Origin of the sequence: Zeaxanthinibacter enoshimensis (genome assembly GCF_004362865.1) — a bacterium.
Lineage (GTDB): Bacteria > Bacteroidota > Bacteroidia > Flavobacteriales > Flavobacteriaceae > Zeaxanthinibacter > Zeaxanthinibacter enoshimensis.
In genome coordinates this window covers 1,129,672-1,145,513 of the sequence record NZ_SNYI01000001.1, presented here as the reverse complement: position 1 = coordinate 1,145,513, position 15,842 = coordinate 1,129,672, and the positions used below count along the sequence as shown (strand labels likewise).

16 protein-coding genes are annotated in these 15,842 nt (G+C 46.7%); 3 read left to right on the top strand and 13 right to left on the bottom strand.

Annotation, left to right across the window (positions count from 1 at the left end):
* Positions 1 to 58: 58 nt before the first annotated feature.
* Entirely contained in the window at positions 59 to 514 is a 456-nt protein-coding gene (locus CLV82_RS05045; RefSeq protein WP_133643191.1) for a Rieske (2Fe-2S) protein, read from the top strand.
* A 4-nt stretch (positions 515 to 518) separates the two neighbouring features.
* Here the strand turns inward: CLV82_RS05045 and CLV82_RS05040 are convergent, their stop codons facing one another.
* Complete coding sequence (locus tag CLV82_RS05040) at positions 519 to 1,178, bottom strand: beta/alpha barrel domain-containing protein (RefSeq protein ID WP_208107967.1); 660 nt, start codon at positions 1,176 to 1,178, stop codon at positions 519 to 521.
* An 82-nt stretch (positions 1,179 to 1,260) separates the two neighbouring features.
* The gene (locus tag CLV82_RS05035; protein WP_133643189.1) at positions 1,261 to 3,432 is read right to left on the bottom strand and encodes a TonB-dependent receptor; all 2,172 of its coding nucleotides are present in this window, start codon (positions 3,430 to 3,432) and stop codon (positions 1,261 to 1,263) included.
* Positions 3,433 to 3,824: 392 nt separating this feature from the next.
* On the opposite strand from CLV82_RS05035, the gene CLV82_RS05030 reads away from it, so the two are divergent.
* Positions 3,825 to 6,296, top strand: coding sequence for an ATP-binding protein (locus CLV82_RS05030; RefSeq protein ID WP_133643188.1), 2,472 nt, complete (start codon positions 3,825 to 3,827; stop codon positions 6,294 to 6,296).
* Here CLV82_RS05030 and CLV82_RS05025 read toward each other — a convergent pair.
* From CLV82_RS05025 to CLV82_RS04990, 8 genes are all read right to left on the bottom strand, one after another.
* On the bottom strand, positions 6,278 to 7,624 hold the full coding sequence (locus CLV82_RS05025) for a sigma-54-dependent transcriptional regulator (RefSeq protein ID WP_133643187.1): 1,347 nt from the start codon (positions 7,622 to 7,624) through the stop codon (positions 6,278 to 6,280). The two genes, CLV82_RS05030 and CLV82_RS05025, sit on opposite strands and share 19 nt — an antisense overlap.
* 280 nt (positions 7,625 to 7,904) lie before the next feature.
* Positions 7,905 to 8,213: a hypothetical protein gene (locus tag CLV82_RS05020; RefSeq protein WP_133643186.1), complete on the bottom strand. Its 309-nt coding sequence runs from the start codon at positions 8,211 to 8,213 to the stop codon at positions 7,905 to 7,907.
* A 314-nt stretch (positions 8,214 to 8,527) separates the two neighbouring features.
* Positions 8,528 to 8,839 carry a hypothetical protein gene (locus CLV82_RS05015; RefSeq protein ID WP_133643185.1) on the bottom strand — a complete coding sequence of 104 codons (312 nt, stop codon included), beginning with the start codon at positions 8,837 to 8,839 and terminating at the stop codon, positions 8,528 to 8,530.
* A 221-nt stretch (positions 8,840 to 9,060) separates the two neighbouring features.
* The gene (locus CLV82_RS05010; RefSeq protein WP_133643184.1) at positions 9,061 to 10,602 is read right to left on the bottom strand and encodes a DUF4301 family protein; all 1,542 of its coding nucleotides are present in this window, start codon (positions 10,600 to 10,602) and stop codon (positions 9,061 to 9,063) included.
* A complete protein-coding gene (locus CLV82_RS05005; protein WP_133643183.1) occupies positions 10,599 to 11,162 on the bottom strand; it encodes an AAA family ATPase in 564 nt (187 codons plus the stop codon). The genes CLV82_RS05010 and CLV82_RS05005 overlap by 4 nt, the downstream gene beginning before the upstream one ends.
* A complete protein-coding gene (pnuC, locus tag CLV82_RS05000) occupies positions 11,117 to 11,755 on the bottom strand; it encodes a nicotinamide riboside transporter PnuC (RefSeq protein WP_133643182.1) in 639 nt (212 codons plus the stop codon). The genes CLV82_RS05005 and pnuC overlap by 46 nt, the downstream gene beginning before the upstream one ends.
* Positions 11,739 to 11,999 (bottom strand): thiamine-binding protein, encoded by a 261-nt coding sequence (locus tag CLV82_RS04995; protein WP_133643181.1) that lies wholly within the window; start codon positions 11,997 to 11,999, stop codon positions 11,739 to 11,741. Before CLV82_RS04995 ends, pnuC begins: the two co-directional genes overlap by 17 nt.
* A gap of 35 nt (positions 12,000 to 12,034) precedes the next feature.
* Positions 12,035 to 12,670, bottom strand: coding sequence for a 4'-phosphopantetheinyl transferase family protein (locus CLV82_RS04990; RefSeq protein ID WP_133643180.1), 636 nt, complete (start codon positions 12,668 to 12,670; stop codon positions 12,035 to 12,037).
* Positions 12,671 to 12,755: 85 nt separating this feature from the next.
* Here CLV82_RS04990 and ahcY point away from each other — a divergent pair, with 85 nt between their 5' ends.
* Positions 12,756 to 14,072, top strand: a complete 1,317-nt coding sequence (gene ahcY / locus CLV82_RS04985) for an adenosylhomocysteinase (protein WP_133643179.1) — start codon at positions 12,756 to 12,758, stop codon at positions 14,070 to 14,072.
* A 217-nt stretch (positions 14,073 to 14,289) separates the two neighbouring features.
* Here the strand turns inward: ahcY and rpmA are convergent, their stop codons facing one another.
* The 3 genes from rpmA to CLV82_RS04970 form a co-directional block, all read right to left on the bottom strand.
* Positions 14,290 to 14,550, bottom strand: a complete 261-nt coding sequence (gene rpmA / locus CLV82_RS04980; RefSeq protein WP_133643178.1) for a 50S ribosomal protein L27 — start codon at positions 14,548 to 14,550, stop codon at positions 14,290 to 14,292.
* Positions 14,551 to 14,604: 54 nt separating this feature from the next.
* Complete coding sequence (gene rplU / locus CLV82_RS04975) at positions 14,605 to 15,132, bottom strand: 50S ribosomal protein L21 (RefSeq protein WP_133643177.1); 528 nt, start codon at positions 15,130 to 15,132, stop codon at positions 14,605 to 14,607.
* A gap of 91 nt (positions 15,133 to 15,223) precedes the next feature.
* Positions 15,224 to 15,700: a DUF4199 domain-containing protein gene (locus tag CLV82_RS04970; protein ID WP_133643176.1), complete on the bottom strand. Its 477-nt coding sequence runs from the start codon at positions 15,698 to 15,700 to the stop codon at positions 15,224 to 15,226.
* Positions 15,701 to 15,842: the final 142 nt, after the last annotated feature.

The window sequence follows — 15,842 nt, the reverse complement described above, 5'->3', positions numbered from 1 at the left end:
TTTTCAAGAGGATTTAACGCAAATATACATAATTTTTGCTCACTTTTGTACCCTAAATATGAAATCGTTCCCACACATATCCCGCTGTCTATCAGCCCTTTTATTATTACTGACCTTCTCCTGCTCCAGTGACGGTACGAACAGGAATCCTTTCCTACCGGAGATCGGTTTCCGCTTTGAAGTGAACACCAACCTGCCCCTGTACAGTGCCCTTAACAACGATGGGAATTCTGTCTATATCAATACGCAGGGGGTGGGAATCAGGGGAGTATATGTGACTAATACAGGCTTTAGCACCTACCGTGCCTTTGAAGCTTCATGTCCCAACCACTCTCCTAATGAATGCTCTACCCTGGAACAGGACGGGCAGGTGGCAGAATGCGGTTGTGACAATTTCCGGTACAGCCTTTTTACCGGGCAACTCCTCAACAGGCCTGACGACGGAAATCGCTATTATGACATGCTGGAATACCGCGCTACGCGAAGCGGTAATGTTATCCTGATCTCTAATTAAAGATTTATTCTGAGCGGTAACGCTGCATCACCTCCCGGAAAAGGGTACCTGTACTTGGCGGGGTATAAGAGATGGCATTGGCTCCTGCATTTATGGCATTCATTATACTTTCCTCTGTCTTTCCGCCGGTGGCAATGATACTGATGTCCGGGGCAATATCCCTGATCTTCATGATAATATCCGGAGTACACTCTGCCCCTGAAACATTGAGGATATCCACCCCGGCCGCGATCCTGCCGCGGATATCATCCTTGAGGGAAACTACGGTTACGGTGACCGGGATATCGATGGTATCCTTGAGTTTTTCTATGAGTTTATTGGGTGTAGGCTTGTTAAGTACTACGCCCAGTGCCCCCTGGAACTCGGCATGCAGGGCAAGCGCCAGCGATCGTTCCCCGGTGGTCACTCCACCTCCCACCCCGCAAAAGATAGGTTTATCTGCGGCCAGGATAAGTGCCTGGGATATGGTAGGCTGTGGGGTAAAAGGATAAACAGCAATTATTGCATTGGCGTTGGTGTTCCTTATGATCGCTACATCCGTGGAAAAGAGGAAGGACTTCAGGACCTGGCCAAATACTAATATCCCGGAAGCTTCCGATATACATTCCGGGACCATGACAATATTATTCCGGAGCTTACTCCCAAAAGAAGGGGCTTGTTTCAATGCAGCTGTTTTTATCATATACGAAAAAACCGCCCCAGGCAGCTATGTCCGGAAACGGTTTTTTTCAGGGTTTTGTTACCGATCAGAACTGCAGCGTAGCCCCCAGCAGGAAGTTGATCCCGGCTTGCGGGTAATAACCCGCTCCTTCTATCGTAGTGATGGTTCCGGGGTTTGTGAAATCGTCATCATAGGTAAAGAAATATCCATTGGACACATACTGGGTATCGAAGATATTATTGACCAGCCCGGTAAGTACCAGTTTTTTAAGGATGCGGTCAAAATCAAAGGTATACTGCAGGTTCAGATCCGCCGTACCATAGGCCTCCAGCACTGAAGCCGCAGAATCTATATTTCCCATGTACTGTTCCCCGACGTATTTAGCGAGTAACGAAGCCTGGAAATTACCGGTGGGCATATAGGTAAGTACACTCCCAGCCACCACTCCCGGCGAGTAGGCGATCCTGGTATCCCCCAGCTGCTGCAGTTCCCCGTCTCTCTGGAAGACAAAATCCTGGTTCCTGTTAATGCTGAGCGCCAGGTTCGGTTGCCATAGCAACTTATCCGTCAATCGCATGCTGGCATCAATTTCCAGCCCGGTACGATAACTATCCCCCACGTTTGCACGTAACGGAGCCCCCACATCGTTCAGTTCGCCGGTCAGTACCAACTGGTCCTTATACTGCATATAATAGAAATTGGTATTCAGGGTAACAAAAGGGCTGACAAATCTCCATCCCAGCTCGATATCGTCCAGTTGTTCCGGCCTGGGATTCCCGTTCTCATAATCATTCCGGTTGGGTTCCCGGTTGGCACGGGCGTAAGAGAGGTAGAAATTGTTGTTCGCATCCAGATCGTAGGTAAGACCGAACTTAGGATTAAAGAAATTAAAAGTGTCGTCTACCAGGCCGGTGTCATCCCCATTTGCCCGGTAAGCTACACCCCTGTACTGCAGGTCGCCATACAGACTCCACTGCTCGTCCAGGGTAAAAGTGGCTTTGGCATAGAAATTAAGATCGGTCTTCCGGGAATCATCGTCATAATACCTGTCCTGGTATTCCAGATCCCCGGCATATTGCGCCCATATCACTTCTCCGTAGTGAAGGCCTTCATAGATATGGTATCCGCTTCCCAGGATCAGGTTAAACCTCTCATTTTCATATTCGGCCGAAAAAAGCGCCCCGTAAAAGTCGTTGTCCAGCCATCTTCTCCTTACCAGGTCCGTAGTACTGACCGTTTCCCCGTCAATCGTAGCCGGTGCTATCCCGTAGGTTTCCAGGTCGTCGTCTTCCCGGAATTGTTCAAAATACCCCCTGCCGCGGGTAAAGTGAAAGGATAGATTAGTTCTCCAGTTCGTGGACAGCCTCTGATTCCAATGGAGCTGCGCGTGGTCCTGTTTGTAATTATCCACTTCATTATCATAAAACCTCAGCTGCCCGTCATCATCCGTATAGGCACCTGCAGGATTAAACGTCCGGTCGGTCTCCAGGGTTTGGGCATCTATTCCGAACCATGCCTGGTAAGTGATCTCGTGACCGCCAAAAAGCAAACCTTTGATCAGGGTGTTTTCATCCAGGTATGCAGCCTGCAGGAAATAAGAATCGAGGTCTGCCCTGGCCCTGTCTATATAACCGTCTGAATTGATGCGGGACAGTCGACCAGAAATTTCCAGGTGTTCATTCAACAATCCCGTACTGAACTTAAATGTATTTTTCAGGGTATTAAAACTACCTACGGAAGATGACAACTGTGCATAAGCTTCCCGGGAAACGGCATCGGTAAGCAGGTTAAGGCTGGCTCCAAATGCTCCGGAGCCGTTGGTAGATGTGCCCACGCCCCTCTGCAGCTGCAGGTTCTCCACGGAACTGGCAAAATCTGGCATATTCACCCAGAATGTACCCTGGGATTCTGCGTCGTTATAAGGAATTCCGTTGATGGTGACATTCACCCTGGTAGCATCGCTCCCCCGCACACGGATACCCGTGTATCCTATGCCGGCACCTGCATCAGATGTGGTGACCACAGCCGGGAGGTAATTCATAAGGATAGGGATGTCCTGCCCCAGGTTCCGCGGTTGCAGGGCTTTCTTATCGAGATTGGAGAAAGTGACCGGGGTTTCCTTGGTCACCCTTACCGCAGACACCAGCACTTCGTCCAGTACGATCTCTACGCTTTCTAATGAATCCTTTTGTTTTTGCTGGGAATAGATTCCCTGGGCGATGGCAAATAAGACCATCATGGTCCACACTCTTTTCATTCGTGCTGTTCTTTAGACGAATAAAAGGGGCATTATCCTGGTTTATTAATCAGATTATTGTGCGGTTCTGCCGCCACCCTTCCGGAAAGATGTTGCCCTGCAGGAAATTAAAGTTCCAGGAGGCACTCCATCTCAGGCCACCATCCTTGCCGTATTTGCCCGGCTGCTGATTTAGGCCATCCCTTCGCGGCATTACCCGCGCAGGTTCATTGGGTATGATCTCAGCTTATCCTTCAATGCTTTTTGCACTGCAGGAGTTCGCACCCCTTTGAGATGGCACAAAGATACATGCCCGCTTATCTTTTTCATAGAATATTTTAAAAAATAAATTGGATAGAGAACATCAAATAGGCGCGGTTAGCCGTATTTACTTAGGAGTGATACAATTAAGAATGAGAAACTCATCCAACAAGAGGGTTACTTTCAAGATCATCGTGAGCTACCTGGTACTTGCTGTACTGGCGATAGTGGTCGGGTATCTCCTCTACGCGGAAGTCCGGACTTATTTTTCGACAGAATCCACGGACAGGAGCGATAATAAACTGTTACGGACAAGCTCTTTACTGACCCGGTTATACGAAGCCGAGAGCTTTTCACGACTCGCCCTCCAGACCAGGACCGCAGAAAATTTTGCCATCTACAAGGAGAACATAGATTCTATTCAGGTAGAAATAGATTCGCTTAAAATGCTGACCCAGAACGATTTTCAGCGGCAGTTACTGGATAGCGTGCAGGGTCTGCTGAACCTGAAGGTGGCCAACAACAACGAATTAAGCAGGTTAAAGGAAAAGAACCGGGCAGATAATTCGTTTGACAGTGCCCTGCAGCAATTTAATTCCCTTGAAGCTTCCCTGGGCAGAATAACACCGGAGGCCCTGGCCCCTAATATTGACCAGCTTTCGCCCAAAGCCCAACAGGTCATCAGGGATATGGCAAAGTACCTCAATGATAATATTCCGGAAGAAGGTGACCGGGTGGACAGTCGCCAGCTCGATTCTATCCTGCAGATCTCACGCCAGCTACTTACCCAGGCCAAACAGAAAGAATCTCTAAGCCAGAAGTCACTGGCCGACAAAGAAAAAGAGATCGTGAGGAACGATCTGGAACTTTCGCAGCAACTAAGAAGTATCATTGCCGCTATTGAACAGGAAATCCTTATAAATTCTATAAACGATAACCAGAACAAGCGGACCCTTTTCAGGAGAAGTATGCGGGTAGCAGGCATTGCAGCCATGATGGGGCTGGTCATCGTGGGTATTTTCACCTTCCTTATCTACAGGGATTTCTGGAGGGTTCAATCCTACCGCCAAAAGCTCGAAAAGGAAAAGAAGTACTCCGAGTCGCTGTTGCGGAGCCGGGAGCAGCTGATCGCCACGGTGAGCCATGACCTGCGTACCCCGCTGAACACCATCAGCGGGTATTCTGAACTTATGGAACACTCCAGCCTTGACCGGAAACAAAAATCCTACCTCACCCAGATAAAGTCCGCCTCGCGCTATGTAGACCAGCTGGTAAACGATTTGCTCGACTTCTCGAGGCTGGAAGCAGGGAAGGTACATCTTGAAAAAGTTCCTTTTATTCTGGAAAACCTTATCCATGAAACGGCAGATAATCTCCGGGCTGTCTATAAAGGAAAGGAAGCGGTGGAATTGCAGGTCTCGGTAGATAGCCCGCTGGATTTGCCGGTTCTCGGTGACCCGTTCCGGATCCGGCAGATCATCACTAACCTGCTCGGCAATGCTTTTAAGTTTACGGAGAAAGGACACATCCGGGTAAAAGCTACAGTAAAACAACAAAGGAGTAACCACCTGCAGGTAGTAATAGAGGTGTCAGACACAGGTATAGGGATCGATAAATCTAAGCAAGACCTTATTTTCCGGGAATTCACACAAGCCGAAGAGCAGACCGAGAAACGCTATGGAGGCTACGGGTTAGGACTGACTATTTCCAAAAAACTTGCCGGGCTGTTGGGAGGTTCGCTTTCCCTTAAAAGCGAACTGGGTAAAGGAAGCTCCTTTTTCCTGCAAATACCGCTGGAGCTTACCCAGATGCAGGTACAGGATAAGGTGAAAACGGAAAAGAAAAGTGTTCCAGAGAATTTCGGGATACTGATCATTGACGATGATACGGCCATGCTGAAATTGTTGAAAGAACTGTGCCTTCAGATGAATATCGAAGCTCTAACCTATGATGATTTTAAGAAAATCCCACGAGATGGTGCCCTCACTTACCGGGCTGTACTCACAGACATCCAGATGCCCGGGACAGATGGGTTTGAAGTGCTCAGTTCTCTTAGGCAGGGACATTTTTCCCATTACAAGGAGCAGCCGGTCATCGCCATGACAGGGAGACGGGACCTGGAAGAAGAACATTACAAGCAGGAAGGTTTTGCCGCTGTCTTACAGAAGCCATTTTCCAGGAACCAGTTGCTTGAGGTACTGGGTCGTCTTTTGGAACTGGAGCTGCATACACCCGTTAAGGAGCCGGATGGGGAAAGAAAGAAAGCGCTACCGGCCTTCTACCAGCTGGACCTCCTGAAATCCTTCCTCGGTGAGAACGAGGATGTGATCAACGAGGTACTGATCACTTTTATACAGGACACACGGGAAAACCTGGGTTTAATGCAACAGGCCATCCAGGACAAGGACATAACCCTTTTGCGGAACACCGCACACCGGATGCTTCCTATGTTCCGGCAACTTCGCATCGTATCAGTTATCCCCTTCCTGGAAAGACTGGAACAACCGGGTAACTATAAGAATACAGGGGAAATCCCGGGGCAGGAACTAGAACAGATGAAGGGGGAAACAGAAAAGATCCTTGTTTTAATGGAAGAGAAGCTGGGTCAGAGATCAAGCTTATAATGGTTGATCTTGTTGTACAGGGTCTTGCGTGTCACCTGCAACAATTTGGCAGCCTTTGTCTTGTTGAAATTGGTTTTCTTTAAAGCATTAACGATGCGTTCCTTTTCAAAATCTGCCTTTGAAAAATCATCGATGGCCGCCACGTCATTCTTGGCCATAAGTACTTCCTGGGGCAGGGATTCCACGGCCACCTCATCTGTAGTGGTCAGCAGTACGGCCCGTTTGATCACATTCCGCAATTCGCGCAGGTTACCCGGCCAGTGGTAACGCTGAAAAGCCTCTATCACCTCGTCGGAAAACCCCATGACTTCCTTTTCCAGGGCGTCATTAGCCTGCTGCAGGAACGCGTCTGCAAAAAGTAAGAGATCCTCAAAGCGTTCGGATAATGAAGGAATAGCAATAGAAAATTCGTTCAGCCTGTGGTACAGGTCTTCCCTGAAATTTCCTTTGGCCACGGCCTGCCGGAGGTCCTCGTTCGTAGCCGCAATGATCCTGACATCAACTTCGATCTCCTTGGTTCCCCCTACCCTTTTGATCTTTCGTTCCTGCAGGGTCCTTAGTAATTGTATCTGGTGTTCGTAAGACAGATTACCAACTTCGTCCAGGAAAAGAGTGCCTTTATTGGCCGCTTCAAAATGACCGATCTTATCTTCAACGGCCCCGGTAAAACTACCTTTCAGGTGTCCAAAGAATTCGCTTGTAGCAAGCTCTTTGGCAATAGCCCCGCAATCTACCGCTATAAAGTTCTCATCCTTCCGGGGACTGTGATCGTGGATCGCCTTTGCGGTAACCTCTTTCCCGGTACCGCTCTCCCCGGTGATCAGCACGGACATATTGGTCGGAGCTACAAGTTTAATATATTCCAAAAGCTTACGAGAGGGTTCGCTCACGCCTTTAATTACCCCGGGGGAATCTTCTGTAGATTTTTTCTCCGTGCTCCGGGGGGCGGACTTTTTTTCCGGGGATTTCACCGCCTGCAGCGCATTGGAGATCACCATCAGCATTTCTTCGGGTGTAAATGGCTTGGAGATATAATCGTAGGCACCTTTTTTCATGGCCGAAACCGCGGTTCCTACTTCTGCATAACCTGTCATAATGATAACCTGGGTGGCCGGGGCTGTGTCTTTGATATGGCTCAGCATGCGGATCCCGTCATAGTCGGGCAACCTTAGATCTGTTACGACGAGGTCAAATTGCTGTTTCTTAAGTGCTTCTTTTGCCTCCGGTGCATTGAAGCTTATTTCTACCTCATGGCCATGCCTGCCCAGGAAGCGTTGTAGCATCTGGCAAAATGCAGCATCATCTTCAATTATAAGGATTTTTGGCATGGCAGCGTTCTGTATACCTATGTACGCAAATGTACTGCTGAATAGATGCTGAGAGGGGTTATTTATGCGAAAAGATGTGCGCAATAGCGAGATACACAAAAAAATAACCCCGGGAGAATTTCCCGGGGTTACAAGGTCAGGCAGTCAAATCTGCCTTAGCAAGATGTGGGGTGCCGTAGCACAGTAGAAAGAAAGGGGCCGATTCACCGAGCCCCTTTCTAACCAAACCAACTTGATACAAAACAAATAACTCGGTTTTTAGATCAAACCGGAGTTATTTCTACTGCTCCAGCCAGTTACCTTGTTCGTCAGCATACAGCGTTCCGGTTGTACCGTCCTGCAGAGACACTTCCAGCTTATACTGGTTCTCCTCGTTCTTGTATGCTTTATCTATAGTTGCAGTTGGGTAGTTCTTCTCTACTGCATCTGCTACTGCCGCTGGAACCTCGTCCACAGCGATCTCAGAATAATTATCCTGTGCAGTTGCCACTACTTCAGTTCCTTCTCCTTGTACAGATTGGGCATCCTGTTGTGCAAATGCGGTTAAACTACCTAATGCTAATACTGATGCAAACATTAACTTTTTCATATTGTAAATTTTAAGATTAAACTTCTTTAGTAATTAAATTCACTTTACTTAATGCTATAATAGTACCAACATTTTAAAAAGCATCATATTTAACCTTATTAACTGATTTACAGTGTTTTAAAATTTTTTTTGAAATAATATACACGTGTAATTCTGTGATCAGCCTGCACAAAGTGTGTAATTCTTACACATTATTCAGCACCCTCAATAGGCAATACATCAACTCCTGCCGGGTAAAAAAGAAAAGCCCCGGGTTACCCGGGGCCTTACTAACTACTGCATATAATCATTTGCGCTTCGCTATGAAGCCGGTATTACATGTCCAGCCAGTTACCTTCACTATCTGCATACAGTTCTGCGGTATTACCATCTTCCAGGGTTACCTCCAGTTTGTACTGCTCTTCTTCATTTACGAAGGCGTTATTTATCTCAGCATCAGGATAATCCCTGGACAATGCCTCAGTAATGGCAGCAGGAACTTCACTTAATTCGATAGCTGAGAAGTCGTCCTGAGTTTCTGCGGTAGCAGCAACTTCAGTATCAACATTTATTTCTGCTTCGGTCTCCTGGGCAAAAGCGGTAAGGCTTCCCAGAGACATAACTGTGATCAACAATATTTTTTTCATGTGTTCTGTTTTAAATTATTTAAATGTTTGTTTTGTACTCACTCATACATACGAAATAATTGTGCCAGCGGGATCTCGCTACTGAAAATATAGTTAAACTACTTGTTTTCAGCATTTTAGGGTGTATGTCAGTCCTTTCCGGAACGTATAGCAGTGGGTAAGAAGCAAGAAAAGTGTGTAAACCTTACACACTTTTCTGTACAATATGAAAAAAGAGTTGATTACCGTACCTGGTGAGCGGGCTTTAAAAGGTCATTTACCGTCTTGACGGGGTTAAAGGTCTCCAGCGGTACTTCAACAAAAATAGTATTCCAGAAAGCCATGGCTCCATTCCACAGCCCCGGTAATTCGAGCGCCTTAAGTTTCTGACCTTCCTTTGTCTTCTGTGTAATGAAGGCGAGGCGTGGATTCACATAATTAGTAAGGTGATACTTTTCGCCGCGATGATTCTTTACCGAGCAGACCAGGTCTACCGGGTTAAAATGTGTGGCATCCCTGAAAAGGGATAATTGTTTCCCGTTCTTGGTATCCACCTGGGCAGATTCAATGATCTGCAGGGACACGTTGTTGTGTTCATCCCTGATCCAGAACGGGCCTCCCCCGGGCTCCCCTTCGTTCTTCACCATCCCGCAAACCCTTATCGGGCGATCCAGCTTATCTTTCAGTATTTCCAGTTGCTGGGCTGCACTGTAACCCTGGAATTTGTCCGTAAACCTTACGTTCAGCCGGTTTTCCAGGAATTCGCGAATCTCCTGTATCTGTTCTCCATGGAGGTCTCCTTTATCGAGCATGGCTGCATATTCAAAAGCCTTTTCCTGCACCTGCAGCAGCAGGCCGGCAAGAAGTTTTTTAGAGCGGATCACCTCGCCCGCCTGTTCAGGAACAACTACGTTATCAATATTCTTAATAAAGATCAGGTCTGCGTCTTGCTCGTCTAAATTCTCGATCAGTGCCCCATGGCCGCCCGGCCGGAATAAAATACTTCCATCCGCTTCCCTGAAGGGTTCATTCTCCATGTTTACCGCAATGGTATCCGTGGAGGACTTCTGATAAGAATAGCTGATATTGAAGGAGGTCTGGGTCTGGCTGGATACCCTGTCTTTTATAGCACTGAATTCGTTGTTGAACAGGTCCCCGTGCTGTTCGGAAATGGTGAAATGCAGGCTGGCATTGTTATCCTTACTCGCATAGGCAGCGCCTTCTTTCAGATGTTCTTCAAAAGGGGTAGCGAGGTAATCCCGGTAATTATGGAAGGGTAATAAGCCTTTGGGATAGAACCCATAGTTCAGTTTGTCTTCTTCCAGCATCTCTGCCACGAAGAGGTAAACCTCCTCATCCTTGGAACTAACTTTTCCCTTTATCCTGCTGCGGATCATTGTATAAAAAGGAAAATCCGTAATCCCGTCCACGAAACGTTTCATGGCTTTATCTCCCGTCCGTTCAAAGTAATCGTCCAGCGATTCCTCGCTGGGATCAAAATCAGAAAGAAAGGTGAACAGCGTTTTGAACATACGGGAGGCTGCGCCGGAGGCCGGTACGAATTTCAGCAGATCCTTATCCTTTTTATTCTCCTCGAAATAGTGAATATATTCACTTTCCTGTCCCGGGGTAAGCTTAAGGATACCATCATCGACCACAGCAGCCTTTTCCAGTTGCACGAAGGGAATCCCCTCTTTAAACATCTCTATCTGTTCCCGGACCTTCTGTTCAGAAATTCCCCTTGATTTAAATTGTTTCTGATCCTTTTCTGTGAATGTACTCATGCTGCTAATAATTTATCTATATGGGCGATTGCGGTTTGGAAACGGGAGGATTCGTCTCCTCTTAAAGTAACGAAATTACGATGATATTTTTCAAGGGTTGACCTGAAATAATCAAACATTTGCTCTCTTTCGTTTGGTTTGTCACGCAGGTCATCTTTTTCCCAGGGTACATCGATCCCTGTCAGGAAATACAGGTTGTACTGATTCTGTAAGGCGTATTTTTCGAGCAGCGGATCACAGCTTCCGAGGTAGTAGGCTTCGGAATACACTTTAGTTTCGAGCAGGTCTGTATCGCAGATCAGCAGGCGGTCTGCCTTCTCGGCCAGGGCATTTTCCAGCCGCATCTGCCCGATAGCAATGGGCACAAGATCTTGGGGTTCGCAGGTTTTTTGCACCCGGTCCCATTTCTCCTGCAGGTATTCCCGGGCATACTCAGGCACCCAGGGTTCTTTATAATGTTCAGCCAGTTGCCGGGCGAGGGTGGTCTTACCGGTAGATTCCGGACCGAACAACACTATCTTAATAAGGTCTGAGGGCTTTTGTTTAAGTCTTTCTTCCATGCTAGGTAACCAAAAATTGCAATCAGGGTGAACAGGAAATACTGCAGGGAAGTAAAGATAAGGCCTTTATACCAGTAGAGCGGTACCGAGATCAGGTCCCCGATGATCCAGTATACCCAGTTCTCCAGTTTCTTCCTTGCCATCAGCCACATTCCCACGAAAAAGATCGCAGTGGTCAGGGTGTCTACATAAGCAGTCCAGGTATTGAACCGGTCCAGCAGGTAATAGACAATGGTGACAAATATCACAGTACCCAGGAATAACAGGACGGACCATCGCTTCTCTTTTACTGTCGTTGTGGTGATGGGGATATAATGAGTATCATCGACCTTCCGGGTCCAGTTGTACCACCCAATTATACTCATGGCAAAGTAATAACCATTGATCAGCATATCGCCTATCAGGCCAAAGATTGCAAGGATGTATACAAAGATCGCTGTACTGATAATGCCGGTGGGGAACACCAGGATGTTCTCCCGTTTGGCGTACCACACGCTTAGGAACCCAAAGAAAACCGCGATCATTTCCAGTATTACCAGGTAAGCCTCCACCCCTTCATACTGTGAAAAGATCCAATCAGAAATGAGGTTCATAATCGCTTCGGTCAGATTTGACTATCTTCATGTATAACAACCCTCTTTCAACTGCATCAAAGGCGATCCTGATTTCCTGTTGCAGGAGTGCCATCACCTCATCATATTCGCCGTAAACCTGGGTACTGAGGGGATTTTCAAGTACTGTCAGGCCGGAATCCCTCAGTTTTTTAATAAAGTTGATGATCGCCGGTTCGTATTCGTCCTGTAATGGAGTAAGCGTAAGTTCTACAGAAATATTCATTGTGGTGCTCTGGATATTTTGGGTTTATAGATGACTCAGGAATTCTTTATGGCATAGACGCATGTGAATCCTTCAAATTCCAGGAAGGATATACGGTATTCGGAAGCATCGCCGTGATAAAGAATCTCCGCGGTGGTCTCACTGTCGTCAAAAGAAAAATCCTTGACATCAACATGGTGAAGGAAGCTAAGCCCTTGTTTCGCATAAATTTTATAGAGCGATTCTTTTGCTCCCCATACTATTGTAAGCTTGCGGATCAGCGCCTCGGAATTCGCCAGGGTCCTGTATTCTTCCAGAGGCGTAAATTTGTTGGCGATCCGGAGGATCTTTTCGCGCTGCATCTCGATATCTATACCCACCTCTTGTTCCTTGCTGATAATTATTGTGGTGAACTGGTGGGAGTGACTAATGCTTATTTTATTGCCGTCTTTCAGGTGGGGCTTGCCGCCTTCATCGTAAAACAAATCTTTATCCTCGTATCCAGCTTCTGCCATCAGGTGGCGTATACTCAAAAAGCCCCGGCGGTGCAATTCAGATTTCATGCCGTCCATCCTGCTTTTGCATTCGGGGGTCAGCTGTATACCTTTGGCCAATTCCTCCTCTGATTCGGTGATCTTCCAGATGTACACTGTAATGTGCTCAGTTACTGTTATAGTTTTGTAAAGAGGCATAGGATTACTTAACTTATTATTACCTTTGTTTTCGCTGTTTCAGCGCGAAAAAGGCTCTTTAACGAAAGTAAAAATAAAAAAGGATATGAGTACCAAAACTGTTCCTTATGTACCCTATAAGGTAAAAGATATTGCCCTTGCAGATTGGGGCCGGAAAGAAATAACCCTGGCCGAGGCAGAGATGCCCGGGTTGATGTCATTACGAGAAGAATACGGGGAATCCCAGCCTCTTAAAGGGGCGCGTATTGCCGGTTGTCTCCATATGACAATACAGACAGCAGTGCTGATCGAAACCCTGGTTGCGCTTGGGGCCGAGGTTACCTGGAGCTCCTGCAATATTTTCTCTACCCAGGATCATGCAGCAGCAGCTATTGCAGCAGCAGGAATCCCGGTATATGCCTGGAAAGGGATGACTGAGGAGGAATTTAACTGGTGTATAGAGCAGACCCTGTTCTTCGGGGAAGAAAGGAAGCCACTTAATATGATACTCGATGATGGGGGCGACCTTACTAATATGGTACTGGACCAGTATCCTGAACTAGGAGCAGGGATCAAGGGACTTTCAGAAGAGACCACCACCGGGGTTCACAGGTTGTACGAGAGGATGAAGAAAGGAACACTTCCGATGCCTGCCATTAACGTGAACGACTCTGTGACAAAGTCTAAGTTTGACAATAAATATGGTTGCAGGGAAAGTGCAGTAGATGCTATCCGCAGGGCTACTGACACCATGCTTGCAGGGAAACGCGTTGTTGTGGCCGGTTATGGAGACGTTGGGAAAGGAACCGCTGCTTCTTTCAGGGGTGCCGGAGCCATTGTAACAGTTACGGAGATCGATCCTATCTGTGCCTTACAGGCTGCCATGGACGGCTTTGAAGTAAAAAAGCTGGAGACCGTTATCGGGAATGCTGACATTATCTGCACCGCTACCGGGAATAAAGATATTATCCGTGAAGAGCATTTCAGAGCTATGCGCGATAAGGCTATAGTTTGTAACATCGGTCATTTTGACAACGAGATAGACATGGCCTGGCTGAACGGTAATTACGGGGATACCAAGGACGAGATCAAACCCCAGGTTGACATGTACACGGTAGATGGGAAGAACATTATCGTTCTTGCTGAAGGCCGTTTGGTCAACTTAGGATGTGCTACCGGGCACCCAAGTTTCGTGATGAGTAACTCCTTCACCAACCAGACGCTGGCACAGATCGAACTGTGGAAACACACTGACAAATACGAGAACAAGGTTTATATGCTTCCAAAACACCTGGATGAGAAGGTGGCTGCACTGCACCTCTCCAGGCTGGGTGCCGAGCTGACCGAGTTAAATGAAGAGCAGGCCGAATACATAGGGGTGACCGTAAAAGGTCCGTTTAAACCGGATTACTACCGTTACTAATCTCTGAGAAATTCAAATAAATTATAATCCCTGTGACTTTTGTCACGGGGATTTTTTTTGGCGTAAACCCCCCGCGTGGGTCGGGATCTTCCCTATGCTGAGATCGCTGCGGAAGAGGATAGTGTCTACTGTGAGGTTCAGCCATCCGGCACTTAGATTAAAGCCATAAAAAAACCCGGTAGATACCGGGTTCTTTATGCTGTAATACGTTTGAAAATTATGCTTCAAACGGCTCGATAGAAACGTAGGATTTCCCTCCGGCTTTCTTATCGAATTTTACGATACCATCAACTCTGGCATGTAAAGTATGATCTTTACCGGCGTAAACATTCTCACCGGGATTGTGCTTGGTACCACGTTGCCTGACAAGGATATTCCCCGCCATAGCAGCTTGTCCACCAAAAATCTTCACGCCTAGTCGTTTCGATTCTGATTCTCTACCGTTCTTGGAACTACCAACACCTTTTTTATGTGCCATGATAATTTATTTTATGCGCGTCCCGGGAATAGACCCAATGCGCAGGTTGTACTTTTATTTTTTCTCGATCGCTTCGATCAACTCAGCTTTCTTCATAGAAGAATATCCTTCTACGCCTTTAGCTTTAGCCATTTCTCTAAGCTCAGCTACCGTGTTCTTGCTCAGATCCTGGGAAGCTTCTTCTTTTTTAGCCTTAGGAGTAGCTTTAGCAGCAGTCTCTTCTTTCTTAGGCTCAGCTTTAGCTTTAGGAGCTTCTTTCTTCTTAGATCCTTTAGCAACGATATCAGAAATAACCAGTTCTGTCAGGTACTGACGGTGGCCATTCTTCTTGCGATACCCCTTACGTCTTTTCTTCTTGAAGACGATTACCTTGTCACCTTTAAGGTGCTTAATGACTTTGGCTTCAACTGAAGCTCCGTCTATAGCCGGGGCGCCGATCGTGATGTCACTACCATCTTCTAAAAGAAGTACATTGTCAAAAGTAACTTTGTTACCTTCCTCTTCTTTCAGACGGTGTACATACACTTTCTGGTCTTTTGCAACTTTGAATTGCTGCCCTGCTATCTCTACAATTGCGTACATAGCTTGTGTATTAATTTGTTTCTTAATTGCCTGGTACGGAACACGGGAGGTATCCCAAAGGCGGGTGCAAATATACGCCTAAATTGCAAATTCACAAGGACTTTTTAGGAAATTCAGCCGATTTTTTACCCTGGTTCCTCGAAGTTTTAAAAAGCTGCATAAAAGACAAGGTCAGCACCAGGCTGGTTGCGAACCCCATGATGGCGACGGTGAAGAAAACAATACCTTCAAAATTCTTATAGTCTTTAAACCAAACGGTTGAGAGCTCTTCCAGGAAATCCCGGTTCAGTTCTGTACTGTAGATCGCGAAAAACACCGTAAAGATCAGGGTTGCCATAAAGCCGGTAATGATGCCGGTGGTAAAGCCCATGGTGTAGTTGAATTTTTCACGCTGCTGGATACGCATGTACTTTATGGCCTCGTAGATCCCAAAGCCAGTGATCACCCCGTTAAAAAGGCTGTAAAAGACATTGGTATGAAGTCCGAACAGCGATAATATAAGGAAATATGCTATCAGGGACCCACTGGTGGCGATTCCAAACCGAATTGGTAATGTGAACAATTTCATAAACGGGAACGTTAATTATACTTCTAAAGATAATAATAGTTGAAGTATATTCCATAAAAACCCATCTCAAAGGCTGGTATTTTAAGGATAAATTCCGAAAGTATCCCGGGAGGAGGACCGGATCGCTATACGCTTTCACCCG

Bases quoted from the DNA above. Each gene is read 5' to 3' on its own strand.
- CLV82_RS05045 (WP_133643191.1), top strand. From the start codon at position 59: ATGAAATCGTTCCCACACATATCCCGCTGTCTATCAGCCCTTTTATTA.
- CLV82_RS05035 (WP_133643189.1), bottom strand. From the start codon at position 3,432: ATGAAAAGAGTGTGGACCATGATGGTCTTATTTGCCATCGCCCAGGGA.
- CLV82_RS05030 (WP_133643188.1), top strand. From the start codon at position 3,825: ATGAGAAACTCATCCAACAAGAGGGTTACTTTCAAGATCATCGTGAGC.
- CLV82_RS05025 (WP_133643187.1), bottom strand. From the start codon at position 7,624: ATGCCAAAAATCCTTATAATTGAAGATGATGCTGCATTTTGCCAGATG.
- CLV82_RS05020 (WP_133643186.1), bottom strand. From the start codon at position 8,213: ATGAAAAAGTTAATGTTTGCATCAGTATTAGCATTAGGTAGTTTAACC.
- CLV82_RS05015 (WP_133643185.1), bottom strand. From the start codon at position 8,839: ATGAAAAAAATATTGTTGATCACAGTTATGTCTCTGGGAAGCCTTACC.
- CLV82_RS05010 (WP_133643184.1), bottom strand. From the start codon at position 10,602: ATGAGTACATTCACAGAAAAGGATCAGAAACAATTTAAATCAAGGGGA.
- CLV82_RS05005 (WP_133643183.1), bottom strand. From the start codon at position 11,162: ATGGAAGAAAGACTTAAACAAAAGCCCTCAGACCTTATTAAGATAGTG.
- pnuC (WP_133643182.1), bottom strand. From the start codon at position 11,755: ATGAACCTCATTTCTGATTGGATCTTTTCACAGTATGAAGGGGTGGAG.
- CLV82_RS04995 (WP_133643181.1), bottom strand. From the start codon at position 11,999: ATGAATATTTCTGTAGAACTTACGCTTACTCCATTACAGGACGAATAC.
- CLV82_RS04990 (WP_133643180.1), bottom strand. From the start codon at position 12,670: ATGCCTCTTTACAAAACTATAACAGTAACTGAGCACATTACAGTGTAC.
- ahcY (WP_133643179.1), top strand. From the start codon at position 12,756: ATGAGTACCAAAACTGTTCCTTATGTACCCTATAAGGTAAAAGATATT.
- rpmA (WP_133643178.1), bottom strand. From the start codon at position 14,550: ATGGCACATAAAAAAGGTGTTGGTAGTTCCAAGAACGGTAGAGAATCA.
- rplU (WP_133643177.1), bottom strand. From the start codon at position 15,132: ATGTACGCAATTGTAGAGATAGCAGGGCAGCAATTCAAAGTTGCAAAA.
- CLV82_RS04970 (WP_133643176.1), bottom strand. From the start codon at position 15,700: ATGAAATTGTTCACATTACCAATTCGGTTTGGAATCGCCACCAGTGGG.